Raw genomic sequence first — 17,487 nt, 5'->3', positions numbered from 1 at the left:
CTCCAGAAAGGGTCGGTGAAGGTCAGTAGGGCTTGGCGTCGAAGCGGTCGCGGGCCTGGTGCAGCAGGAAGGTCGCCAGCGCGGCCAGCGCCGCGGCCACCGACTGCCCGGCCGCCGTGAAGGCCGCGGGGGTGTCGGTGGGGTGCGTGGCGGCCACCGCCATCAGCAGCGTCCAGGCGCCGCCGACCAGCCCGGGGCCGAGCAGCGGGCCCAGCCGGGCGGAGAGCGCCAGCCCGGCCGCGGTGAGCGCGAGGGCCGGCAGCAGCCAGGCGAAGGAGAGCAGGCCGTAGCCCGGCAGGGCCAGCGCGGCCAGGGTGTTGAGGCCGAGCGAGGCGGTCAGCGCGGCCACCGTGCGGATCATCAGGAGCCGGAAGCCGTGCGTCGGGGCGACCGCGGCGATCTCGTAGGTGGGATCGAGGGCCGGTCCGTACGACACCGCCACCGCGGCCAGCGGCAGCAGCGGGGCCAGGGCCAGGAACAGCGCCGGGGCGTCCACCACGCGGACCACGAGGACCATCGCCAGCAGCACGAACGCGACCGAGGCCAGCCAGGACCGGCGCAGCACCGGGGTGGCGGTGAGCAGCCGTGCGGTGTGCTCGGCGACACCGAGCCGGGCCAGCGCGCGTTCCTCGAACCCGGGTCGCGGGGCGTCGAGTTCGGCGTCCAGCCGCTCCCAGCCGGCGTCCAGCGCGACCGGGTCGGAGACGGCCGCGAGCACCGCCCGGCAGTCGGCGCAGGAGCCGACGTGGGCGTCGGCCGACCAGAGCAGCGGCGCCGCCAGCTCGCCGCGCGCGTACGCCCGTAGATCCTCCTCGGCGACATGCCAGCCGCTCCTCGGAGCTTCGGTGTCCGTCATGCCAACTCCTCCCGCAGCTGCTTGCGCGCCCGCATCGCGCGTGTCTTGACCGTCCCCGGCGGGATGCCGAGCAGCACCGCCGCCTCCCGGGTGGTCAGCCCGTCGATCACCGTCGCCTGCAGCACCGCCCGCAGTTCGGGCGAGAGCCGGACCAGGGCCCCGGCGAGGTCCCCGTGCTCCACCCCCGCGAGCACGCGTTCCTCCGCCGAGGCCTCGTCCCGGTGCCGCAGCCGGGCCAGCGCCTGCCGCAGCCGGCCCCGGGCCCCGTCGCCGCGCAGCGCGTCGACGAGCCGCCGCGACCCGATCCGCCAGAGCCATCCGGCGGCGTCGGCGTCCTCGTGGTACCGGGCGGTTCCCCGCCACACCGCGAGGAACGTCTCCTGTACGACGTCGTCGACGACCGCGGGATCCGCGCACCGGCCGCGCAGCCGCGCGGTCAGCCACGGCGCGTACCGCCGGTACAGCTCCTCGAAGGCGCGCCGGTCCGCGTCCGCCGCGATGGCCCGCAGCAGCTCTCCGTCGCTTCTCGTTCCGCTCACGTCTCCTCATCGCACGAGCCCGGCCGATCGGTTCACGGATCCCGGGTTGACTTTCGGGGACCCCTTCCACCACCCTTTCACTACTCAATTAGTGAAAGGGTGGTTGTACGGGTGGTCGAGTACCGCATCGACCGGCGCTCCGGCGTCGCCACCTACGTCCAGATCGTCCAGCAGACCAAGCAGGCCCTGCGCCTGGGGCACCTGCGGCCGGGAGACAAGCTGCCCACCGCCCGCGAGGTGGTGGAGGCCACCGCCATCAACCCCAACACCGTCCTGAAGGCCTACCGGGAGCTGGAACGCGACGGCCTGGTCGAGGCCCGGCGCGGTCTCGGCACCTTCGTGAAGCGCTCGCTCGGCACCGCCCCGGCCGCCGAGTCACCGCTCCCCGGCGAGCTGGACGCCTGGGCCGACCGGGCCCGCGCGGCCGGCCTGGACCGCGAGGACGTGGCCGCACTCTTCACCGCCGTACTGGAAAAGCACTTTCAGGGAGACAACTGATGACCGACACCGCGATAGCGGCGTCCGCGCTCGGCAAGCGGTTCGGCCGGCGCGGAGGCTGGGCGCTGCGCGACTGCGCCTTCCGGCTGCCCGCCGGGCGGGTGTGCGCCGTCGTCGGCCCCAACGGGGCGGGCAAGTCCACGCTCCTCGCCCTCGCCGCCGGTCTGCTGGGCGCCACCGAGGGCGAGCTGACCGTCCTCGGCACCACCCCGGCCGGGGCCCGCACCCGGGTCGGCTACGTCGCCCAGGACAAGCCGCTCTACCCGCAGCTCACGGTCGCCGAGACGCTGCGGATGGGCGCCGACCTCAACCCCGGGCGCTGGGACGCGGCCGCCGCCGAACAGGTCGTGTCCGGCGGGGACCTGGACCCGAAGTCCCGGATCCGGGCCCTCTCCGGCGGCCAGCGCACCCGGGTCGCGCTCGCCCTCGCCCTCGGCAAGCGGCCCGAACTGCTGCTCCTGGACGAGCCGATGGCCGACCTGGACCCGCTGGCCCGGCACGAGCTGATGGGCACGCTGATGGTGCAGGCGGCCCAGCACGGCACCACCATCGCGATGTCCTCGCACGTGGTCGCCGAGCTGGAGGACTCCTGCGACCATCTGCTGCTGATCGGCGGCGGCCGGGTCCGGCTGGCCGGCGAGATCGACGAGCTGCTCGCCGCCCACACCCGGGTCGGTGCCGACGCCGACGCCGACCTCGCCCCGCACACCGTCGTGGAGTCCCGGGCCACCGGCCGTCAGCTCAGCGCCCTGATCCGCCCGGCGGGCCCGCTCCCCGGCGACTGGCGCACCACCGCCCCCTCCCTGGAGGAACTGGTCCTCGCCCACCTCCGCAACCCCGCCGCCCCGGCCCTGAGCGCCGCCGAGGCCGCCGTATGACCACCGTGCCCCTCACCGCACCGCCCGTCCGGCCGCGCCTGACCCGCGTACTGCTGCGCCTGCACCGCCCGGCCCTGTACGCCTGGACGCTCCTCGTCCTCGCCGCCGCGACCGTGCTGTTCCTCCTGCACGGGCCGCTGGTCGACAGCGCCGCCGAGGGCTGGCGCCAGTTCCGCGACTGCGGGATGGACCGCTACTGCGCGTACGACCAGAGCGCGATCCTGCGCTACAAGAACTGGTACGACTACAGCACCCTGGCCCTCGTCGCCGTGCCCTTCCTGACGGCCGCCTGGGCGGGCGGCGCGCTCGTCGGCACCGAGCTGGAGTCGGGGACGGCCCAGCTGGCCTGGGCCCAGTCGAGCAGCCCGGTCCGCTGGCTGACCGTCCGGCTGGCGGCCCCGGCGGCGCTGGTCACCGTGGGCACCGGCCTGCTGGTCTGGCTGCACCACCTGGCCTGGGCCGCGGGCCGCGGCCGGATCGACAGCGCCAAGACCTGGTACGACGTCTGGACCTTCCACACCAACGGCCCCACCCTGGTCGCCCTCGCCCTGGCCGGACTCGCCGCGGGCGCGCTGGCCGGGCTGCTGCTGCGGCGGACCCTGCCCGCCCTGGGCCTGGGCCTGCTGCTGACCGGCGCCGTCTGGGGCAGCGCCCAGCTGCTGCTGCCCCGGCTGTGGCCCGCCACCACCCGCTGGTGGTCGCACGCCACCGGGGCGCCGTCGGGGTCCTGGCAGCTGACGGAGGGGCGGAGTGCGGACCGGGCCCGGTACTATGTCACATACCACACATATGCCGACTACTGGCCGCTCCAGCTCACCACCACCGCCCTCCTCCTCACCACAGCGGCCCTGCTGACCCTCGCCTGCTTCCTCACCCTGCGCCGCCTGACCGGGAAGGCGGCCGCCCGATGAGCGCCCTGACCGCGCCCCGGGGCGGGCTGCCGCGGACGGTGCTGCGGCTGCACCGGCCCGCCCTGCTGACCTGGACCGTGTTCGTCACGGCGCTGTGCGGCTGGCTGGTCCTGCTGACCGAGGTGGTCGCGGACCGGGCACGCGCGGCGGAGGCCCGGACCTGCGTCACGGACGTCTGCGGCCCGGTGTCCCTGCTCGACTCCTTCGACCTCCAGCTGTCCTGGGCCGGCACCCTGGTGTGCTACGGCTTCCTGGCCGTCGCCGCCTTCACGGGCGGCGCCCTGATCGGCCGTGAACTGGAGTCGGGCACCGCCGAGTTGGCGTGGACGCAGGGCATCTCCCCGGCCCGCTGGCTGACCGCCAAGCTCGCGCTGCCCGCCCTGGCGGTCACCGCCGGGGGCACGGCCCTGACGCTGCTGTTCCGCCGGACCTGGGCCGCCGACCCGGACCTGGTCGGCGAGTCCTGGTTCGACGCGTACGCGTTCGTCGCCCGCGGCCCGCTGGTGGTGGCGTACGGCCTCTGCGCGCTCGCCGTCGGCACCCTCACCGCACTGCTGCTGCGCCGCACCCTGCCCTCGCTCGCGGTCGCGACCGGCACGATGTGGCTGCTCAACGCCGTGCTGACGTACTACCGCGGACAGCTGTGGCCCACGCTGCACCGCACCGCGCCCCGCTCCTTCGACCTCCCCGACGGCGCCTGGGAGGTGACCGAGGGCCGGACCGCCCACGGCTGGTTCGCCACCTACCACCCCGCCTCCCACTACTGGCCCCTCCACCTCACCGAGACCGCGATCGTCGCCGCCGTCGCCGCGCTCGCCGTCCTCCTCGCCTTCCGTCTCCTCAAGCACCGCACGGAGTCCCCCGCATGACCGCGACCACCACCGCGCCCCCGGCGGCCTCGGCCCGCCGCTCCCTGCGCCGCCTGCACCGCCCCGCCCTGCTCGTGTGGGCCGCGTTCGTGCTGCTGGTGACCGGCTGGCTGCTCTGGCTGCACCTCTCGGAGCTGCCGGCCGAGCGGGCCTGCCAGGGCTTCTCCTACTCCACCCAGGACACCCTCCCCACCTGCGACTACTCGGCGCTCACCGACGCCAACAACGTCTTCAACTTCATCGGCGACGTCCTCACCTACTCCTGCGTCGCCGTCGCCGCCTGGGCCGGCGGCGCGCTGGTCGGCCGCGAGCTGGAGTCCGGCACCGCCAAGCTGGCCTGGACCCAGTCCGTCTCCCCGGCGCGCTGGCTGGCCTGGAAGCTGACCGCGGCCGCCCTCCCGCTGGCCGTCGGGGGCGGACTGCTGGCGCTGCTCTTCGGCTGGGTGTGGAGCGCCGACCGGGACGCACTGGTCAGCCACTGGACGTGGGACCGCGTCTTCATCCCGCGCGGCCCGCTGCTGCCCGCCCTGCTGCTGCTCGGCCTCGCCGTCGGCGCCCTCGCCGGGATCGCCCTGCGCCGCACCCTGCCCGCGCTGGCCGTCGCCGCCGCCGTGACCCTCGTCGTACGGCTGTATCTGCGCGAGGCGTGGAAGCCGCTGCGCGGCCCGCTGCACGGCTTCTGGGCCGTTCATCTCAGCGCCACCGCGATGGTGCTCGTCCTTGCCGCGGCGGCGGTCACTGGCGCGTTCTCCCTCTTGCGCCGGCAGGCCCGCTGAGGGACCGTCTGACCCGTGCGTCCCCCCGTCGGCGCAAGGACGTACGGGATCCGTGGGAAGGTCGTACAGGAACGTCGCTTTCGTGATCCCCGAGGCGGCCAGGGCCTGATCACAGACGTCCGCGAGCCTCCCCCCGCTATCCCACACGCCATGTCTTCGTAACCATTGGTTCAGACGGACTTGCGACGCTCAGCCAATGAAGCCCGCCGTGCCAGAGCCTTCGCCTCCCCCTGAGGGGTTCGCGGGAAACGGGGTCGTCCAGCTCCCACCCGCACGTTCCGACGCGCCTGTCACGCCCCGGGCGCGGAACAATGGGGTCATGAGTCAGCAGAACGCCCAGGCAGCCGAGGTTCAGCACGCCCAGCCCTCCGTGGGCTCCATAGCCGCACACCGCCCGCACACCGTGGCCGCCGCGGTCTCCGATCTGGAACCCGACATCGATGCCGATCTCGACGCCTACGAGGAGTCGCAGATCGACGGGGTCCAGCTGCCCCAGGGGCGCTTCCTCGACCGGGAGCGCAGCTGGCTCGCGTTCAACGAGCGGGTGCTGGAGCTCGCCGAGGACCCGAACACCCCCCTGCTGGAGCGGGCGAACTTCCTGGCGATCTTCGCGAGCAACCTCGACGAGTTCTTCATGGTCCGGGTGGCAGGGCTGAAGCGCCGCATCGCCACCGGTGTGGCCACGCGCTCCGCCTCCGGGCTGCAGCCGCGCGAGGTGCTGGAGATGATCTGGGCCCGCTCCCGTGAGCTGATGGCCCGGCACGCCGCCTGCTACCACGAGGACGTCGCCCCCGCGCTCGCGGAAGAGGGCGTCCACCTGGTCCGCTGGGCCGAGCTGACCGAGAAGGAACAGGCCCGGCTCTTCACGCTCTTCCGGCACCAGATCTTCCCGGTCCTGACCCCGCTGGCGGTCGACCCGGCGCACCCCTTCCCGTACATCTCGGGCCTCTCCCTGAACCTGGCCGTGGTCGTCCGCAACCCGGTCAGCGGCCACAAGCACTTCGCCCGGGTCAAGGTGCCGCCGTCGCTGTCCCGCTTCCTGGAGAGCTCGCCGGGCCGGTACGTCCCCATCGAGGACGTCATCGGCGCCCACCTGGAGGAGCTGTTCCCCGGCATGGAGGTGGTGGAGCACCACGCCTTCCGCCTCACCCGGAACGAGGACCTGGAGGTCGAGGAGGACGACGCCGAGAACCTGCTCCAGGCCCTGGAGAAGGAGCTCATGCGGCGCCGCTTCGGGCCGCCGGTGCGCCTGGAGGTCGAGGAGTCCATCGACCGCGACGTCCTGGACCTGCTGGTCCGCGAGCTGAAGGTCAACGAGGCCGAGGTCTACCCGCTGCCCGGCCCGCTCGACCTGACCGGACTGTTCCGCATCTCGGGTCTCGACCGGCCGGAGCTGAAGTACCGCAAGTTCATCGCCGGCACCCACCGCGACCTCGCCGAGGTGGAGTCCGCCTCCGCGCCCGACATCTTCGCCGCGCTGCGCGAGCGGGACGTCCTGCTGCACCACCCGTACGACAGCTTCTCCACCTCGGTGCAGGCCTTCGTCGAGCAGGCCGCCGAGGACCCGGACGTCCTCGCGATCAAGCAGACCCTGTACCGGACCTCCGGCGACTCCCCGATCGTCAACGCGCTCATCGACGCCGCCGAGGCCGGCAAGCAGGTCCTCGTCCTGGTCGAGATCAAGGCCCGCTTCGACGAGCACGCGAACATCAAGTGGGCCAAGCGCCTGGAAGAGGCCGGCTGCCACGTCGTCTACGGCCTGGTCGGCCTCAAGACGCACTGCAAGCTGTCCCTGGTGGTCCGCCAGGAGGGCGAGACGCTCCGCCGCTACAGCCACGTCGGCACCGGCAACTACCACCCGAAGACCGCGCGCCTGTACGAGGACCTCGGTCTGCTCACCGCCGACCCGCAGGTGGGCGCCGACCTGTCCGACCTGTTCAACCGCCTTTCCGGCTACTCCCGCCGGGAGACGTACCGCCGCCTGCTGGTGGCCCCCAAGTCGCTGCGCGACGGACTGATCGCGCGGATCAACAAGGAAGTACAGCACCACAAGGCCGGACGCCCCGCGTTCGTCCGCATCAAGGTCAACTCGATGGTCGACGAGGCGATCATCGACGCGCTGTACCGCGCGTCCATGGCGGGCGTGCCGGTCGACATCTGGGTGCGCGGCATCTGTGCCATCCGCCCGGGCGTCACCGGCCTGTCGGAGAACATCCGGGTCCGCTCGGTCCTCGGCCGCTTCCTGGAACACTCCCGGGTCTTCGCCTTCGGCAACGGCGGCGAGCCCGAGGTGTGGATCGGCAGCGCCGACATGATGCACCGCAACCTCGACCGCCGGATAGAGGCCCTGGTCCGGGTCACCGACCCGGCTCATCGCGCAGCCCTCAACCGGTTCCTCGAAAACGGCATGTCCGACTCCACCTCCTCCTGGCACCTGGGCCCGGACGGCGAATGGACCCGGCACGCGACCGACGCCGACGGACAGCCCCTGCGCAACATCCAGGAGACGCTCATAGACGCCCGGAGGCGCCGGCGTGGCACAGCAACACCTTGAACCGACGGACCCGACGGCCCGGGCCGTGACCGGGGACGCCCTCGCGGGCTACCTGCGCGCCCAGGCCACGGAGTTCCTCCGCGCGCTGCGCCTGCACCGGGAGACCGGGACGGCGAGCACGGCGGAGGAGTCCGTCGACGCGGCCCGCGCACTGCGCCGTTCGGCCCGGCGCATCAGCGGAAGCCTGCACACCTTCCGTCCGCTGCTGGAGACCGACTGGTCGGAGGAGATCCGCCCCGAACTGGCCTGGCTCTCCGGCACCTTGGGCCTTGAACACGCCTACGAGGCCCGGCTGGAGCGCCTGTTGCTGGCGCTGCACCGCCTCTCCGGCTCCACGGCCCTGCCCAGCCAGGCCACTTCGGAGGGCGCGGCGGCCGAGCGCGGCAACCTGACCGTGGGTGCGGCCAAGGCGGGCGCCCTGCTGGACCGCCAGCTCACCCTGGCCCGCACCCGCGCCCACTCCACGGCGCTGCAGGCCCTCGGCTCCTCCCGTTTCCACGCGGTCGCCGACAAGGTCGCGGTGCTGGCCAGCGAGGTCCCGCTGACGGCCGCGGCCCCCGGCACCGACCTGCGCCCGCCGGCGGCGGCGGCCGAGGAGCGCCTCACCGACGCCATCACGGCCCTCCCCCTGGTCACCGCGGGCCACCCCTACAACGCCGAGGCGCTGGTCCACGGCCTCTCCCCGGACCCCTCCCCGCACCCCCAGGACGGCCCCTGGCACCAGGTCCGCCTCCTCCTGCGGCTGCACCGCTACGCCCGCGAGGTGCTGCTGGCCGGCGAGGACGCCCCCGTGGACGTCCGCCTCCTCGCCGCCGGCCAGGCCCTGAACCGGCACCGCGACGCCTCCGAAGCGGCGGCGGCCGCCGCGTCCGCGGCCCGCACCCCCCGGATCGCCCCGGCGACCGCCTACGCCCTCGGCGTCCTCCACGCCGACCAGCGGCACGAGGTCGAGGCGGCCCGCTTCGCCTTCCAGCAGGCCTGGCAGAAGCAGCCGCTGGGGGCCGTGTGAACGACACCCCGGTGCTGGCGGCGGGCTGCGTCCTGTGGCGCCGCTCACCGGTCGACGGCGACCTCGAGGTCTGCCTCGTCCACCGCCCCAAGTACGACGACTGGTCCCACCCGAAGGGCAAACTCAAGCGCGACGAGGACGCGGCCACGGGAGCGCTGCGCGAGGTCGAGGAGGAGACCGGCTACACGGCCGCCCTCGGCAGCGAACTCTCCACCGCCCACTACTACGCCAACGGCCGCCCCAAGGAGGTCCGTTACTGGGCCGGCGAGGCGGGCGAGGGCCACTTCACCCCCAACCACGAGGTGGACCGCATCCTCTGGCTCCGCCCACCCGAGGCCCGGCACCGACTCACCCAGCCGAGGGACGCCGAACTGGTGGACGAACTACTGACCTCACTGCACAACGCTCCATAAGCGGTGCCCTTTTAGGGACGCAGGGCTACAGCGCCCCGTCAGGGGCGCGGGGAACTGCGCGACAAGCCCCCACCGGCCCGCAGCCGACGTACGACGTCAGCGCACCCCGGTCACATGCCCCTCCGCATCCGTACGCGCCAGGCTTCGGGCTCTGCGCGCCGGCCCCCGCCACCCGCACGTGCAGCGGGCGAAACAGAACCGCCCCTGCTCCACCGTGCCCGTATTGTGTTCCGCCCCCTGCAGGGCCCTCTCGGAACCGTCCTCCTGCGCCACCCTGACAACGTTACCGACCCTCGGTAAAGGGCCGGTATGCGTGACGGCCCCACCCACCCCTCGTTAAGCGGAACGACAGGGGGCCCGTGACGGACGTACCGGGGGTAGGCAGGCGATGGATCGGCGGCAGCACAGGCGCGCTGGAAAGACGGCCGTCACCGTGGGACTGATGGTCGGACTCGGCGCGGGCGCCACCGGCTGCGGCGGCGCCACGGCGGAGGGCGCCGGCGGCAACCCCGGCGACCGGACGGTCACCCTCCTGACGCGCGCGGCGGACACCCTGCGGAGCACCCGCACCTCCAAGGCGACGACCTCGATGGAGATGGCCACCGGCGGCACCCGGGTCACCATCCGCGGCAAGGGCGTCTACGACTACGACAAGCAGCTCGGCAAGCTCACGGTCGTGCTCCCGCAGGACCCCGCCGGCACCCCCGAGCACCGCCCGATCACCGAACTCCTCGCACCGGGCGCGCTGTTCATGAAGAACCGGGGCGCCGGGGTGCCCGCCGACAAATGGGTCCGGGTGGACACCGCCGCCCTCTCCGACGGCAACCTGGTCACCGGCGGCGCGACCGACCCGTACGCGGCGGCCGAACTGCTGCGCGGCACCCGCACGGCGACCTACGTGGGGAAGACCGAGCTCGCCGGCACCGAGGTCCGGCACTACCGGGGCACCGCCGACCTCGCGGCCGCCGCCCGCACGGCCTCCGCCGGCAACCGGGCCTCGCTGGCCGCCGCGGCGAAAGGGTTCGCCACGGCCGAGGTCCCGTTCGACGCCTACCTCGACGACCAGGGCCGGATCCGCAAGCTGCGCGAGCGGTTCAGCTTCGTCAACGACAGCCGGCAGGGCACCGTGGCGGTCGCGTCGACGACCCTGCTGTACGACTTCGGCACTCCCGTGGCCGTAGAGTTGCCGCGTCCCCAGGACATCTACGCGGGCCGGATCGCCGAAAACCAGCCAGCGCACTAGTCCGGGACCGGCTCTGTACAACCTGTGAACTAGCCCGTCCGTGCCATGCGCGTTGTGTAGACCGCTGCCTACTCTAGGAAGTCGGTGACGGCAGAGAAGAGGTGATGCACGTGGCTCCGGTCGGCGGTACGGCAGTTCAGGACCACGTGGCCCTCGCCGAGATCGAGCTGTGCGGAGAACTGATCATCGCGGCCTCGGCCGCCGAGGACCGGCTCAGCCTGGAGAGCATCGACGAGGTGCTGAGAGTGGCCGAGGAGCGCGAGGCCGGATAGGCCTCAGGTCCGCAGCAGGCGCCCGATCGCCTTCGTGGCCTCTTCCACCTTCGCGTCGATCTCGTCCCCGCCCTTGACGGCCGCGTCGGCGACGCAGTGCCGCAGGTGCTCCTCCAGGAGCTGCAGGGCGAAGGACTGCAGGGCCTTGGTGGAGGCGGAGACCTGGGTGAGTATGTCGATGCAGTAGGTGTCCTCGTCGACCATGCGCTGCAGACCGCGGATCTGGCCCTCGATCCGGCGCAGTCGTTTGAGGTGTTCGTCCTTCTGTTTGTGGTAGCCGTGCGTGGTCGCCGACGTTCCGTTTCCGGAGGGCGTGGTGGCGTCGGCCTCGGTGGTCGTCATCGCGTCCTCCGTATCGTCGAGACATATACCCCTAGTGGGTATATGGTAACGAACTTTGCTGGGTATAGGGCCCTCGGGACGCCCCCGTGCTGATCGACTTGCCCGATGGGCGAAACTGGAGGGCGGCCCATTAGCCGTGGCCGGATGATGCGCTTAGCATCAGCCTGACCGAAACCCATGCATACCGAGGACCCCAAGTGCGCTTTCGTCTGACCCCCAGGGAGACGAGCTTCTACGACATGTTCGCCGCTTCCGCGGACAACATCGTCACGGGCTCGAAACTCCTGATGGAACTGCTCGGGGCGGACGCGTCTGCCCGGGCCGAGATCGCAGAGCGTATGCGGGCAGCGGAACACGCAGGTGACGACGCCACGCACGCGATCTTCCACCAGCTGAACTCCTCGTTCATCACGCCGTTCGACCGCGAGGACATCTACTCCCTCGCGTCCTCCCTCGACGACATCATGGACTTCATGGAGGAGGCCGTCGACCTGGTCGTCCTCTACAACGTCGAGGAGCTGCCGAAGGGCGTCGAGCAGCAGATCGAGGTGCTGGCCCGCGCCGCGGACCTGACGGCCGAGGCGATGCCCAACCTGCGCACGATGGACAACCTCACCGAGTACTGGATCGAGGTCAACCGGCTGGAGAACCAGGCCGACCAGATCCACCGCAAGCTTCTCGCGCACCTCTTCAACGGCAAGTACGACGCGATCGAGGTGCTGAAGCTCAAGCAGATCGTGGACGTCCTGGAAGAGGCGGCGGACGCGTTCGAGCACGTGGCGAACACGGTGGAGACCATCGCCGTCAAGGAGTCCTGAGCCGTCGATGGACACCTTCGCGCTCGTCGTGACCATCCTGGTCGCGCTCTTCTTCACGTACACGAACGGTTTCCACGACTCGGCGAACGCGATCGCGACGTCGGTGTCGACACGGGCGCTGACCCCGCGGGCGGCGCTCGCCATGGCCGCGGTGATGAACCTGGCCGGCGCGTTCTTCGGCACCGGGGTCGCCAAGACCGTCAGCGAGGGCCTGATCGAGACGCCCCAGGGCTCCAAGGGCATGGGCATCCTCTTCGCCGCGCTGGTCGGAGCGATCGTCTGGAACCTCGTCACCTGGTACTTCGGCCTGCCCTCGTCCTCCTCCCACGCGCTGTTCGGCGGCCTGGTCGGCGCCGCGCTGGCCGGTGGCACGGAGGTCATCTGGCACGGTGTCGTCGACAAGGTCATCATCCCGATGTTCCTGTCGCCGGTGGTCGGCCTGGTCCTCGGCTACCTGGTCATGACCGCCATCATGTGGATCTTCCGCCGCTCCAACCCGCACAAGGCGAAGCGCGGCTTCCGGATCGCCCAGACCGTCTCCGCGGCCGGCATGGCCCTCGGCCACGGTCTCCAGGACGCCCAGAAGACGATGGGCGTGGTCGTCATGGCACTGGTGATTTCCGGCCATGAGACCTACGGCGACCCGATCCCGGTCTGGGTCAAGATCGTCTGTGCCGTGATGCTCTCCCTCGGCACCTACGCGGGCGGCTGGCGCATCATGCGCACCCTCGGCCGCAAGATCATCGAACTGGACCCCCCGCAGGGCTTCGCGGCCGAGGCCACCGGTGCGTCGATCATGTTCACCACCGCGTACCTCTTCAAGGCACCGGTCTCCACGACCCACGTCATCACCTCGGCCATCATGGGCGTCGGCGCGACCAAGCGCGTGAACGCGGTCCGCTGGGGCGTCGCCAAGAACATCGTCATGGGCTGGTTCATCACGATGCCCGCAGCGGCCCTGGTAGCGGCCGCGGCCTTCGGAATCGTCGACCTGGCGTTCCTGTAGAGGCCGAGAACAGCGCCCCTTTTAGGGGCGCGGGGCTGCGTCCATATGCGGCTCCGCCGCGTGGGCGCGACCAGCCCCCACCGCCCCGCAGCCGACGCACGACCGCACCTCACCCGTCAGCCAGGGAACGCAGACGGGCCCGCCCCCGGGAGCCAGGGGCGGGCCCTTTTGCATCCTCGCGGTGGCACCGCCATGCAGCACCGCGAGGGGTTCGGTTCCGGCTTAGCCGAAGCGGCCGGAGATGTAGTCCTCGGTCGCCTGGACCGACGGGTTGGAGAAGATGCGCTCCGTGTCGTCGATCTCGATCAGCCGGCCGGGCTGGCCGACGGCGGCGAGGTTGAAGAACGCGGTGCGGTCGGAGACACGCGCCGCCTGCTGCATGTTGTGCGTCACGATGACGATCGTGAAGCGCTCCTTCAGCTCACCGATCAGGTCCTCGATGGCGAGGGTGGAGATCGGGTCGAGCGCGGAGCAGGGCTCGTCCATGAGCAGCACCTTCGGCTCGACCGCGATGGCGCGGGCGATGCACAGACGCTGCTGCTGGCCACCGGAGAGACCGGAGCCCGGCTTGTTCAGGCGGTCCTTGACCTCGTTCCAGAGGTTCGCACCCTTGAGCGACTTCTCGACGATCTCGGTGAGCTCGCTCTTCTTGTAGTTGCCGTTCAGCTTCAGACCCGCGGCCACGTTGTCGAAGATCGACATCGTGGGGAACGGGTTCGGACGCTGGAACACCATGCCGACCTCGCGGCGCACCGCCACCGGGTCGATGTTGGCGCCGTACAGGTTCTCGTCGTCGAGGAGGACCTTGCCCTCGACCCGGCCGCCGGAGGTGACCTCGTGCATGCGGTTGAGCGTGCGCAGGAACGTCGACTTGCCGCAGCCGGAGGGGCCGATGAACGCCGTGACGGTGCGCGGCTCGATGTTCATCGAGATGTCTTCGATGGCCTTGTGGGAGCCGTAGAAAGCGGAGAGCCCGCTGACGTCGATTCGCTTGGACATTACTTCTTCACTTCCAGGAGTCGGTCGCTGTCGGCCGGTCAGCGACCGGTCTTGGGGGCCTTCCAGCGGGCGATGCCGCGGGCCACCAGGTTCAGGATCATCACGAAGGCGATCAGCGTGAGCGAGGCCGCCCAGGCACGGTCGTAGGCCGCGTTGGCACCGGCGCTGTCCGAGTACTGCTGGTAGATGAACAGCGGCAGCGACGACTGCGCACCCTCGAAGGGGTTGTTGTTGATGAACGGGTTGCCCCACACCAACAGCAGCACCGGCGCGGTCTCACCCGCGATACGGGCGATGGCGAGCATCACACCGGTGGTGATACCGCCGATCGAGGTCGGCAGGACCACCTTGAGGATGGTGCGCCACTTGGGCACGCCGAGCGCCAGGGACGCCTCGCGCAGCTCGTTCGGGACGAGCTTGAGCATCTCCTCGGTGGAGCGCACGACCACCGGCATCATCAGGATGGCCAGGGCCAGCGATCCGGCGAAGCCGAAGGGCTGCATGTCGAAGATCAGCATGAGGCTGAGGATGAACAGACCCGCGACGATCGACGGGATACCGGTCATGACGTCGACGAAGAAGGTGACGGCCTTCGCGAGGCGACCGCGTCCGTACTCGACGAGGTAGACGGCGGTGAGGATGCCGATCGGCGCACCGATCAGGGTGGCGAGGCCGACCTGCTCCAGGGAGCCGATGATGGCCGCGTAGGCACCACCGCCGGGCTCGGCGTTCTGGACGACGCCCATGGAGTGGGAGAGGAAGTAGACGTCCAGGACCTTCACACCGCGCGAGACGGTCACCCAGATCAGGGAGACCAGCGGGACCACGGCGATGACGAAGGCGACCCAGACCAGGGAGGTCGCGACCCGGTCCTTGGCCTGCCGGCGGCCCTCGACGCGGGCGGCGATGACAAAGGTGCCGAGGATGTAGAGGAGGCCGGCGATCAGGCCCCACTGGACCTTGCTGTCCAGGCCGCCCACCAGGCCGATGGCCACGCCGAGCACGATGGCCCCGGCGACGATGGCGTAGGAGGACCACTTGGGGAGGGTCGCACCGCGCAGGGTGCTCGCGCGCTTGGCGACTGCTGCGGTGCTCATGCGTTGGCCCCCGAGTACTCTGCGCGGCGCTGGATGATGATGCGGGCCGCGCCGTTGACCAGCAGGGTGATGACGAAGAGGACCAGACCGGAGGCGATGAGCGCGTCACGGCCGTCCGCGGTCGCCTCACCGAACTTGCTGGCGATGTTCTGGGCGAAGGTGCCGCCGCCCGGGTTGAGCAGGCTGGCGTGGATGTCGAAGTCCGGGGAGAGCACGGTGGCGACGGCCATCGTCTCGCCGAGCGCGCGGCCGAGGCCGAGCATCGAGGCGGAGATCACGCCGGAGCGCCCGAAGGGCAGCACCGACATGCGGACGACCTCCCAGCGGGTGGCGCCGAGGGCCAGGGCGGCCTCTTCGTGCATCTGCGGGACCTGGCGGAAGACCTCGCGGCTCACGTTGGTGATGATCGGCAGGATCATGATCGCGAGCAGGATCGAGACGGTCAGGATCGTGCGCGGGGCACCGCCGTCCCAGGAGAAGATCCCGGTCCAGCCGAAGTAGTCGTTCAGCCAGCTGAACAGGCCGGTCATGTGCGGTACGAGGATCAGCGCGCCCCACAGGCCGTACACGATGGACGGCACGGCGGCGAGCAGGTCGATCACGAACGCGACGGGGCCGGCCAGGCGGCGCGGCGCGTAGTGCGTGATGAAGAGCGCGATCGCGACGGCGATCGGGACCGCGATGGCCATGGCGATGATCGAGGAGACGATCGTGCCGAAGGCGAGGACCGCGATGCCGAAGGTCGGCGGGATGAGGTTGGTGTTCCACTCGAAGGTGGTGAGGAAGTTGCCGTGGTCGCGGTTGATCGCGAGGGCGGCCCGGTAGGTGAGGAAGACCGCGATCGCGGCCATGATCACCAGCAGCAGGATGCCGGAACCGCGGGAGAGACCGAGGAAGATCCGGTCACCGGCCCGGGTGGCGCCGCGCGCGTTGCGCTTCTGCTGAGCCGCGGAGGGCTGTGGGGGCGTAGGGGGGGATGCGTCTGTTGTCTGCGTCGATATGTCCATCGGGTTCTCCGGTCTGCGGAGTCGCCTGGGGGGCGGCTCGGAGGAGCCGTACACCCCACACGTAGAGGCGTACGGCTCCGGGCGGCGGTGCACCGGACGGTGCGGCCGGGCTCCCGTGGGGAACTCGGCCGCACTCGCGGATCTTTAGCTCAGGCCCTCGATGGTGGTGCGGACCTTGGCGATGATGTCGTCGGGGACCGGGGCGTAGTCGATCGTGGAGAGGAGCTTCTGGCCGTCCTCGGAGGCGATGTAGCGCAGGAACGCCTTGGTCGCGGTGAGGGTGTCGGCCTTGTTGCCCTTGTCGCAGGCGATCTCGTAGGTGACCAGGCTGATCGGGTACGCGCCCTCGGCCTTGGTCTTGTAGTCGAGCTGCAGCGACAGGTCCTTGCCGGTGCCGACGATCTTGGCGGCCGCGATGTCGGCGGTGGCGGACTCGGTGGACGGGGCGACCGGGCTGCTGGCGCCCGTGTCGATGGAGGCGGCCTTGATGCCGTCCGAGACGTAGGAGAGCTCGAAGTAGCCGATGGCGCCGGAGGTCTGCTTGACCTGCTGGGCGACACCCGCGGACTGCGGAGCGGACTGGCCGCCCTTGGCCTGCCAGGCCTTGCCGCCGGAGTACTTCCAGTTGCTCGGGGTGGTGGCGATCAGGTACTTGGTGAGGTTGTCCGTCGTACCCGACTCGTCCGAGCGGTGGAACGCCTGGATCTTGAGGTTCGGAAGCTTCGCGTCGGGGTTCAGCTTCTTGATCGCCGCGTCGTTCCAGTTGGTGATCTTGCTGTCGAAGATCTTGGCGAGGGTCGGCGCGTCCAGAACCAGGTTGTCGACACCCGGGACGTTGTAACCGATCGCGATCGCACCGCCGACCATCGGGAGGTCGATGCCCTGGCCGCCGGAGCAGACCTTCTTGGAGGCGGTGACCTCTTCCGGCTTCAGCGCGGAGTCGGAACCGGCGAAGGCGACCTGGCCCTGCGTGAAGGCGGTCACACCGGCACCGGAGCCGGAGCCCTTGTAGTTGATCTGCACACCACAGGCCTGGGAGAAGTTCTTCACCCAGGCGTCGATCGCGTTCTTCTGCGCGGAGGAGCCGTCGGCGAGCAGCTGGCCCTTGGCGTCGTCGCACTTGATGGAGCTCGCGGTGGTGGCCGAGGCCGACGCGGAGGTGTCGCTGCTGCTGCCGTTGTCGTCAGAGCCGCACGCCGAGAGGGTCAGGGCACCGGTGACGGCGACAGCACCGAGAGACAGAGCGCGCAGCCGGTTCTTGCGCTGAAGCTTCACTTTCGGGGGTTCCTTCCAGAGGCGCCACCTTCGGCGGCGTGCGAAGTATTCGTGACGCGGCGAGGGCCTGCTGACTAGGCATTTACGACCGCTCACCACGTCGGGTAAGGCCGAAATTAGGCAGA

General features: G+C 70.9%; 19 protein-coding genes. 12 read left to right on the top strand and 7 right to left on the bottom strand.

The annotated features are described in order from the left end of the window. Positions 1–22: 22 nt before the first annotated feature. Together ACGFZS_RS37895 and ACGFZS_RS37890 are read right to left on the bottom strand one after the other, a co-directional pair. Positions 23–856 carry a zf-HC2 domain-containing protein gene (locus ACGFZS_RS37895; protein ID WP_393798916.1) on the bottom strand — a complete coding sequence of 278 codons (834 nt, stop codon included), beginning with the start codon at positions 854–856 and terminating at the stop codon, positions 23–25. Further along, positions 853–1,395 carry an RNA polymerase sigma factor gene (locus tag ACGFZS_RS37890; RefSeq protein WP_355724359.1) on the bottom strand — a complete coding sequence of 181 codons (543 nt, stop codon included), beginning with the start codon at positions 1,393–1,395 and terminating at the stop codon, positions 853–855. The genes ACGFZS_RS37895 and ACGFZS_RS37890 overlap by 4 nt, the downstream gene beginning before the upstream one ends. Before the next feature lie 111 nt (positions 1,396–1,506). On the opposite strand from ACGFZS_RS37890, the gene ACGFZS_RS37885 reads away from it, so the two are divergent. The 10 genes from ACGFZS_RS37885 to ACGFZS_RS37840 all read left to right on the top strand — a co-directional run bounded on the left by ACGFZS_RS37885 (position 1,507) and on the right by ACGFZS_RS37840 (position 10,818). After that, positions 1,507–1,893, top strand: a complete 387-nt coding sequence (locus tag ACGFZS_RS37885; RefSeq protein ID WP_393798915.1) for a GntR family transcriptional regulator — start codon at positions 1,507–1,509, stop codon at positions 1,891–1,893. Beyond that, the gene (locus ACGFZS_RS37880; protein WP_393798914.1) at positions 1,893–2,771 is read left to right on the top strand and encodes an ABC transporter ATP-binding protein; all 879 of its coding nucleotides are present in this window, start codon (positions 1,893–1,895) and stop codon (positions 2,769–2,771) included. Before ACGFZS_RS37885 ends, ACGFZS_RS37880 begins: the two co-directional genes overlap by 1 nt. Further along, positions 2,768–3,682 (top strand): ABC transporter permease, encoded by a 915-nt coding sequence (locus tag ACGFZS_RS37875; protein ID WP_393798913.1) that lies wholly within the window; start codon positions 2,768–2,770, stop codon positions 3,680–3,682. Before ACGFZS_RS37880 ends, ACGFZS_RS37875 begins: the two co-directional genes overlap by 4 nt. Further along, on the top strand, positions 3,679–4,551 hold the full coding sequence (locus ACGFZS_RS37870; protein ID WP_393798912.1) for a hypothetical protein: 873 nt from the start codon (positions 3,679–3,681) through the stop codon (positions 4,549–4,551). The genes ACGFZS_RS37875 and ACGFZS_RS37870 overlap by 4 nt, the downstream gene beginning before the upstream one ends. Beyond that, complete coding sequence (locus ACGFZS_RS37865; protein ID WP_393798911.1) at positions 4,548–5,327, top strand: hypothetical protein; 780 nt, start codon at positions 4,548–4,550, stop codon at positions 5,325–5,327. Before ACGFZS_RS37870 ends, ACGFZS_RS37865 begins: the two co-directional genes overlap by 4 nt. A 196-nt stretch (positions 5,328–5,523) precedes the next feature. After that, complete coding sequence (locus tag ACGFZS_RS37860; RefSeq protein WP_393798910.1) at positions 5,524–7,881, top strand: RNA degradosome polyphosphate kinase; 2,358 nt, start codon at positions 5,524–5,526, stop codon at positions 7,879–7,881. After that, complete coding sequence (locus ACGFZS_RS37855; protein ID WP_359207869.1) at positions 7,862–8,890, top strand: CHAD domain-containing protein; 1,029 nt, start codon at positions 7,862–7,864, stop codon at positions 8,888–8,890. Before ACGFZS_RS37860 ends, ACGFZS_RS37855 begins: the two co-directional genes overlap by 20 nt. Then, positions 8,887–9,303: an NUDIX hydrolase gene (locus tag ACGFZS_RS37850; protein ID WP_393798909.1), complete on the top strand. Its 417-nt coding sequence runs from the start codon at positions 8,887–8,889 to the stop codon at positions 9,301–9,303. The genes ACGFZS_RS37855 and ACGFZS_RS37850 overlap by 4 nt, the downstream gene beginning before the upstream one ends. A 388-nt stretch (positions 9,304–9,691) precedes the next feature. Next, a complete protein-coding gene (locus ACGFZS_RS37845; RefSeq protein WP_393798908.1) occupies positions 9,692–10,546 on the top strand; it encodes a hypothetical protein in 855 nt (284 codons plus the stop codon). A 104-nt stretch (positions 10,547–10,650) separates the two neighbouring features. Continuing rightward, positions 10,651–10,818, top strand: coding sequence for a hypothetical protein (locus ACGFZS_RS37840; protein WP_360251583.1), 168 nt, complete (start codon positions 10,651–10,653; stop codon positions 10,816–10,818). Positions 10,819–10,821: 3 nt separating this feature from the next. Here ACGFZS_RS37840 and ACGFZS_RS37835 read toward each other — a convergent pair whose 3' ends face one another. Continuing rightward, positions 10,822–11,160 carry a metal-sensitive transcriptional regulator gene (locus ACGFZS_RS37835; RefSeq protein WP_393798907.1) on the bottom strand — a complete coding sequence of 113 codons (339 nt, stop codon included), beginning with the start codon at positions 11,158–11,160 and terminating at the stop codon, positions 10,822–10,824. Between the two features lie 197 nt (positions 11,161–11,357). Between ACGFZS_RS37835 and ACGFZS_RS37830 the strand changes: the two genes are divergently transcribed. Both ACGFZS_RS37830 and ACGFZS_RS37825 read left to right on the top strand, forming a co-directional pair. Then, positions 11,358–11,978, top strand: coding sequence for a DUF47 domain-containing protein (locus tag ACGFZS_RS37830; RefSeq protein ID WP_123975966.1), 621 nt, complete (start codon positions 11,358–11,360; stop codon positions 11,976–11,978). A 7-nt stretch (positions 11,979–11,985) separates the two neighbouring features. After that, positions 11,986–12,984, top strand: coding sequence for an anion permease (locus ACGFZS_RS37825; protein WP_393798906.1), 999 nt, complete (start codon positions 11,986–11,988; stop codon positions 12,982–12,984). A 222-nt stretch (positions 12,985–13,206) separates the two neighbouring features. Here ACGFZS_RS37825 and pstB read toward each other — a convergent pair whose 3' ends face one another. From pstB to pstS, 4 genes are all read right to left on the bottom strand, one after another. Then, positions 13,207–13,983, bottom strand: a complete 777-nt coding sequence (pstB, locus tag ACGFZS_RS37820) for a phosphate ABC transporter ATP-binding protein PstB (protein ID WP_355724393.1) — start codon at positions 13,981–13,983, stop codon at positions 13,207–13,209. 38 nt (positions 13,984–14,021) lie between these two features. After that, positions 14,022–15,080 (bottom strand): phosphate ABC transporter permease PstA, encoded by a 1,059-nt coding sequence (pstA, locus tag ACGFZS_RS37815; protein WP_393665642.1) that lies wholly within the window; start codon positions 15,078–15,080, stop codon positions 14,022–14,024. After that, the gene (pstC, locus tag ACGFZS_RS37810) at positions 15,077–16,087 is read right to left on the bottom strand and encodes a phosphate ABC transporter permease subunit PstC (RefSeq protein WP_393798905.1); all 1,011 of its coding nucleotides are present in this window, start codon (positions 16,085–16,087) and stop codon (positions 15,077–15,079) included. The genes pstA and pstC overlap by 4 nt, the downstream gene beginning before the upstream one ends. Before the next feature lie 144 nt (positions 16,088–16,231). Continuing rightward, complete coding sequence (pstS, locus tag ACGFZS_RS37805; RefSeq protein WP_393798904.1) at positions 16,232–17,362, bottom strand: phosphate ABC transporter substrate-binding protein PstS; 1,131 nt, start codon at positions 17,360–17,362, stop codon at positions 16,232–16,234. Positions 17,363–17,487: the final 125 nt, after the last annotated feature.

It is taken from the genome of Streptomyces sp. NPDC048288 (genome assembly GCF_043201555.1).
GTDB lineage: Bacteria > Actinomycetota > Actinomycetes > Streptomycetales > Streptomycetaceae > Streptomyces.
The sequence above is the reverse complement of the archived record's forward strand: the minus strand, read 5'-3'. Positions and strand labels throughout refer to the sequence as shown.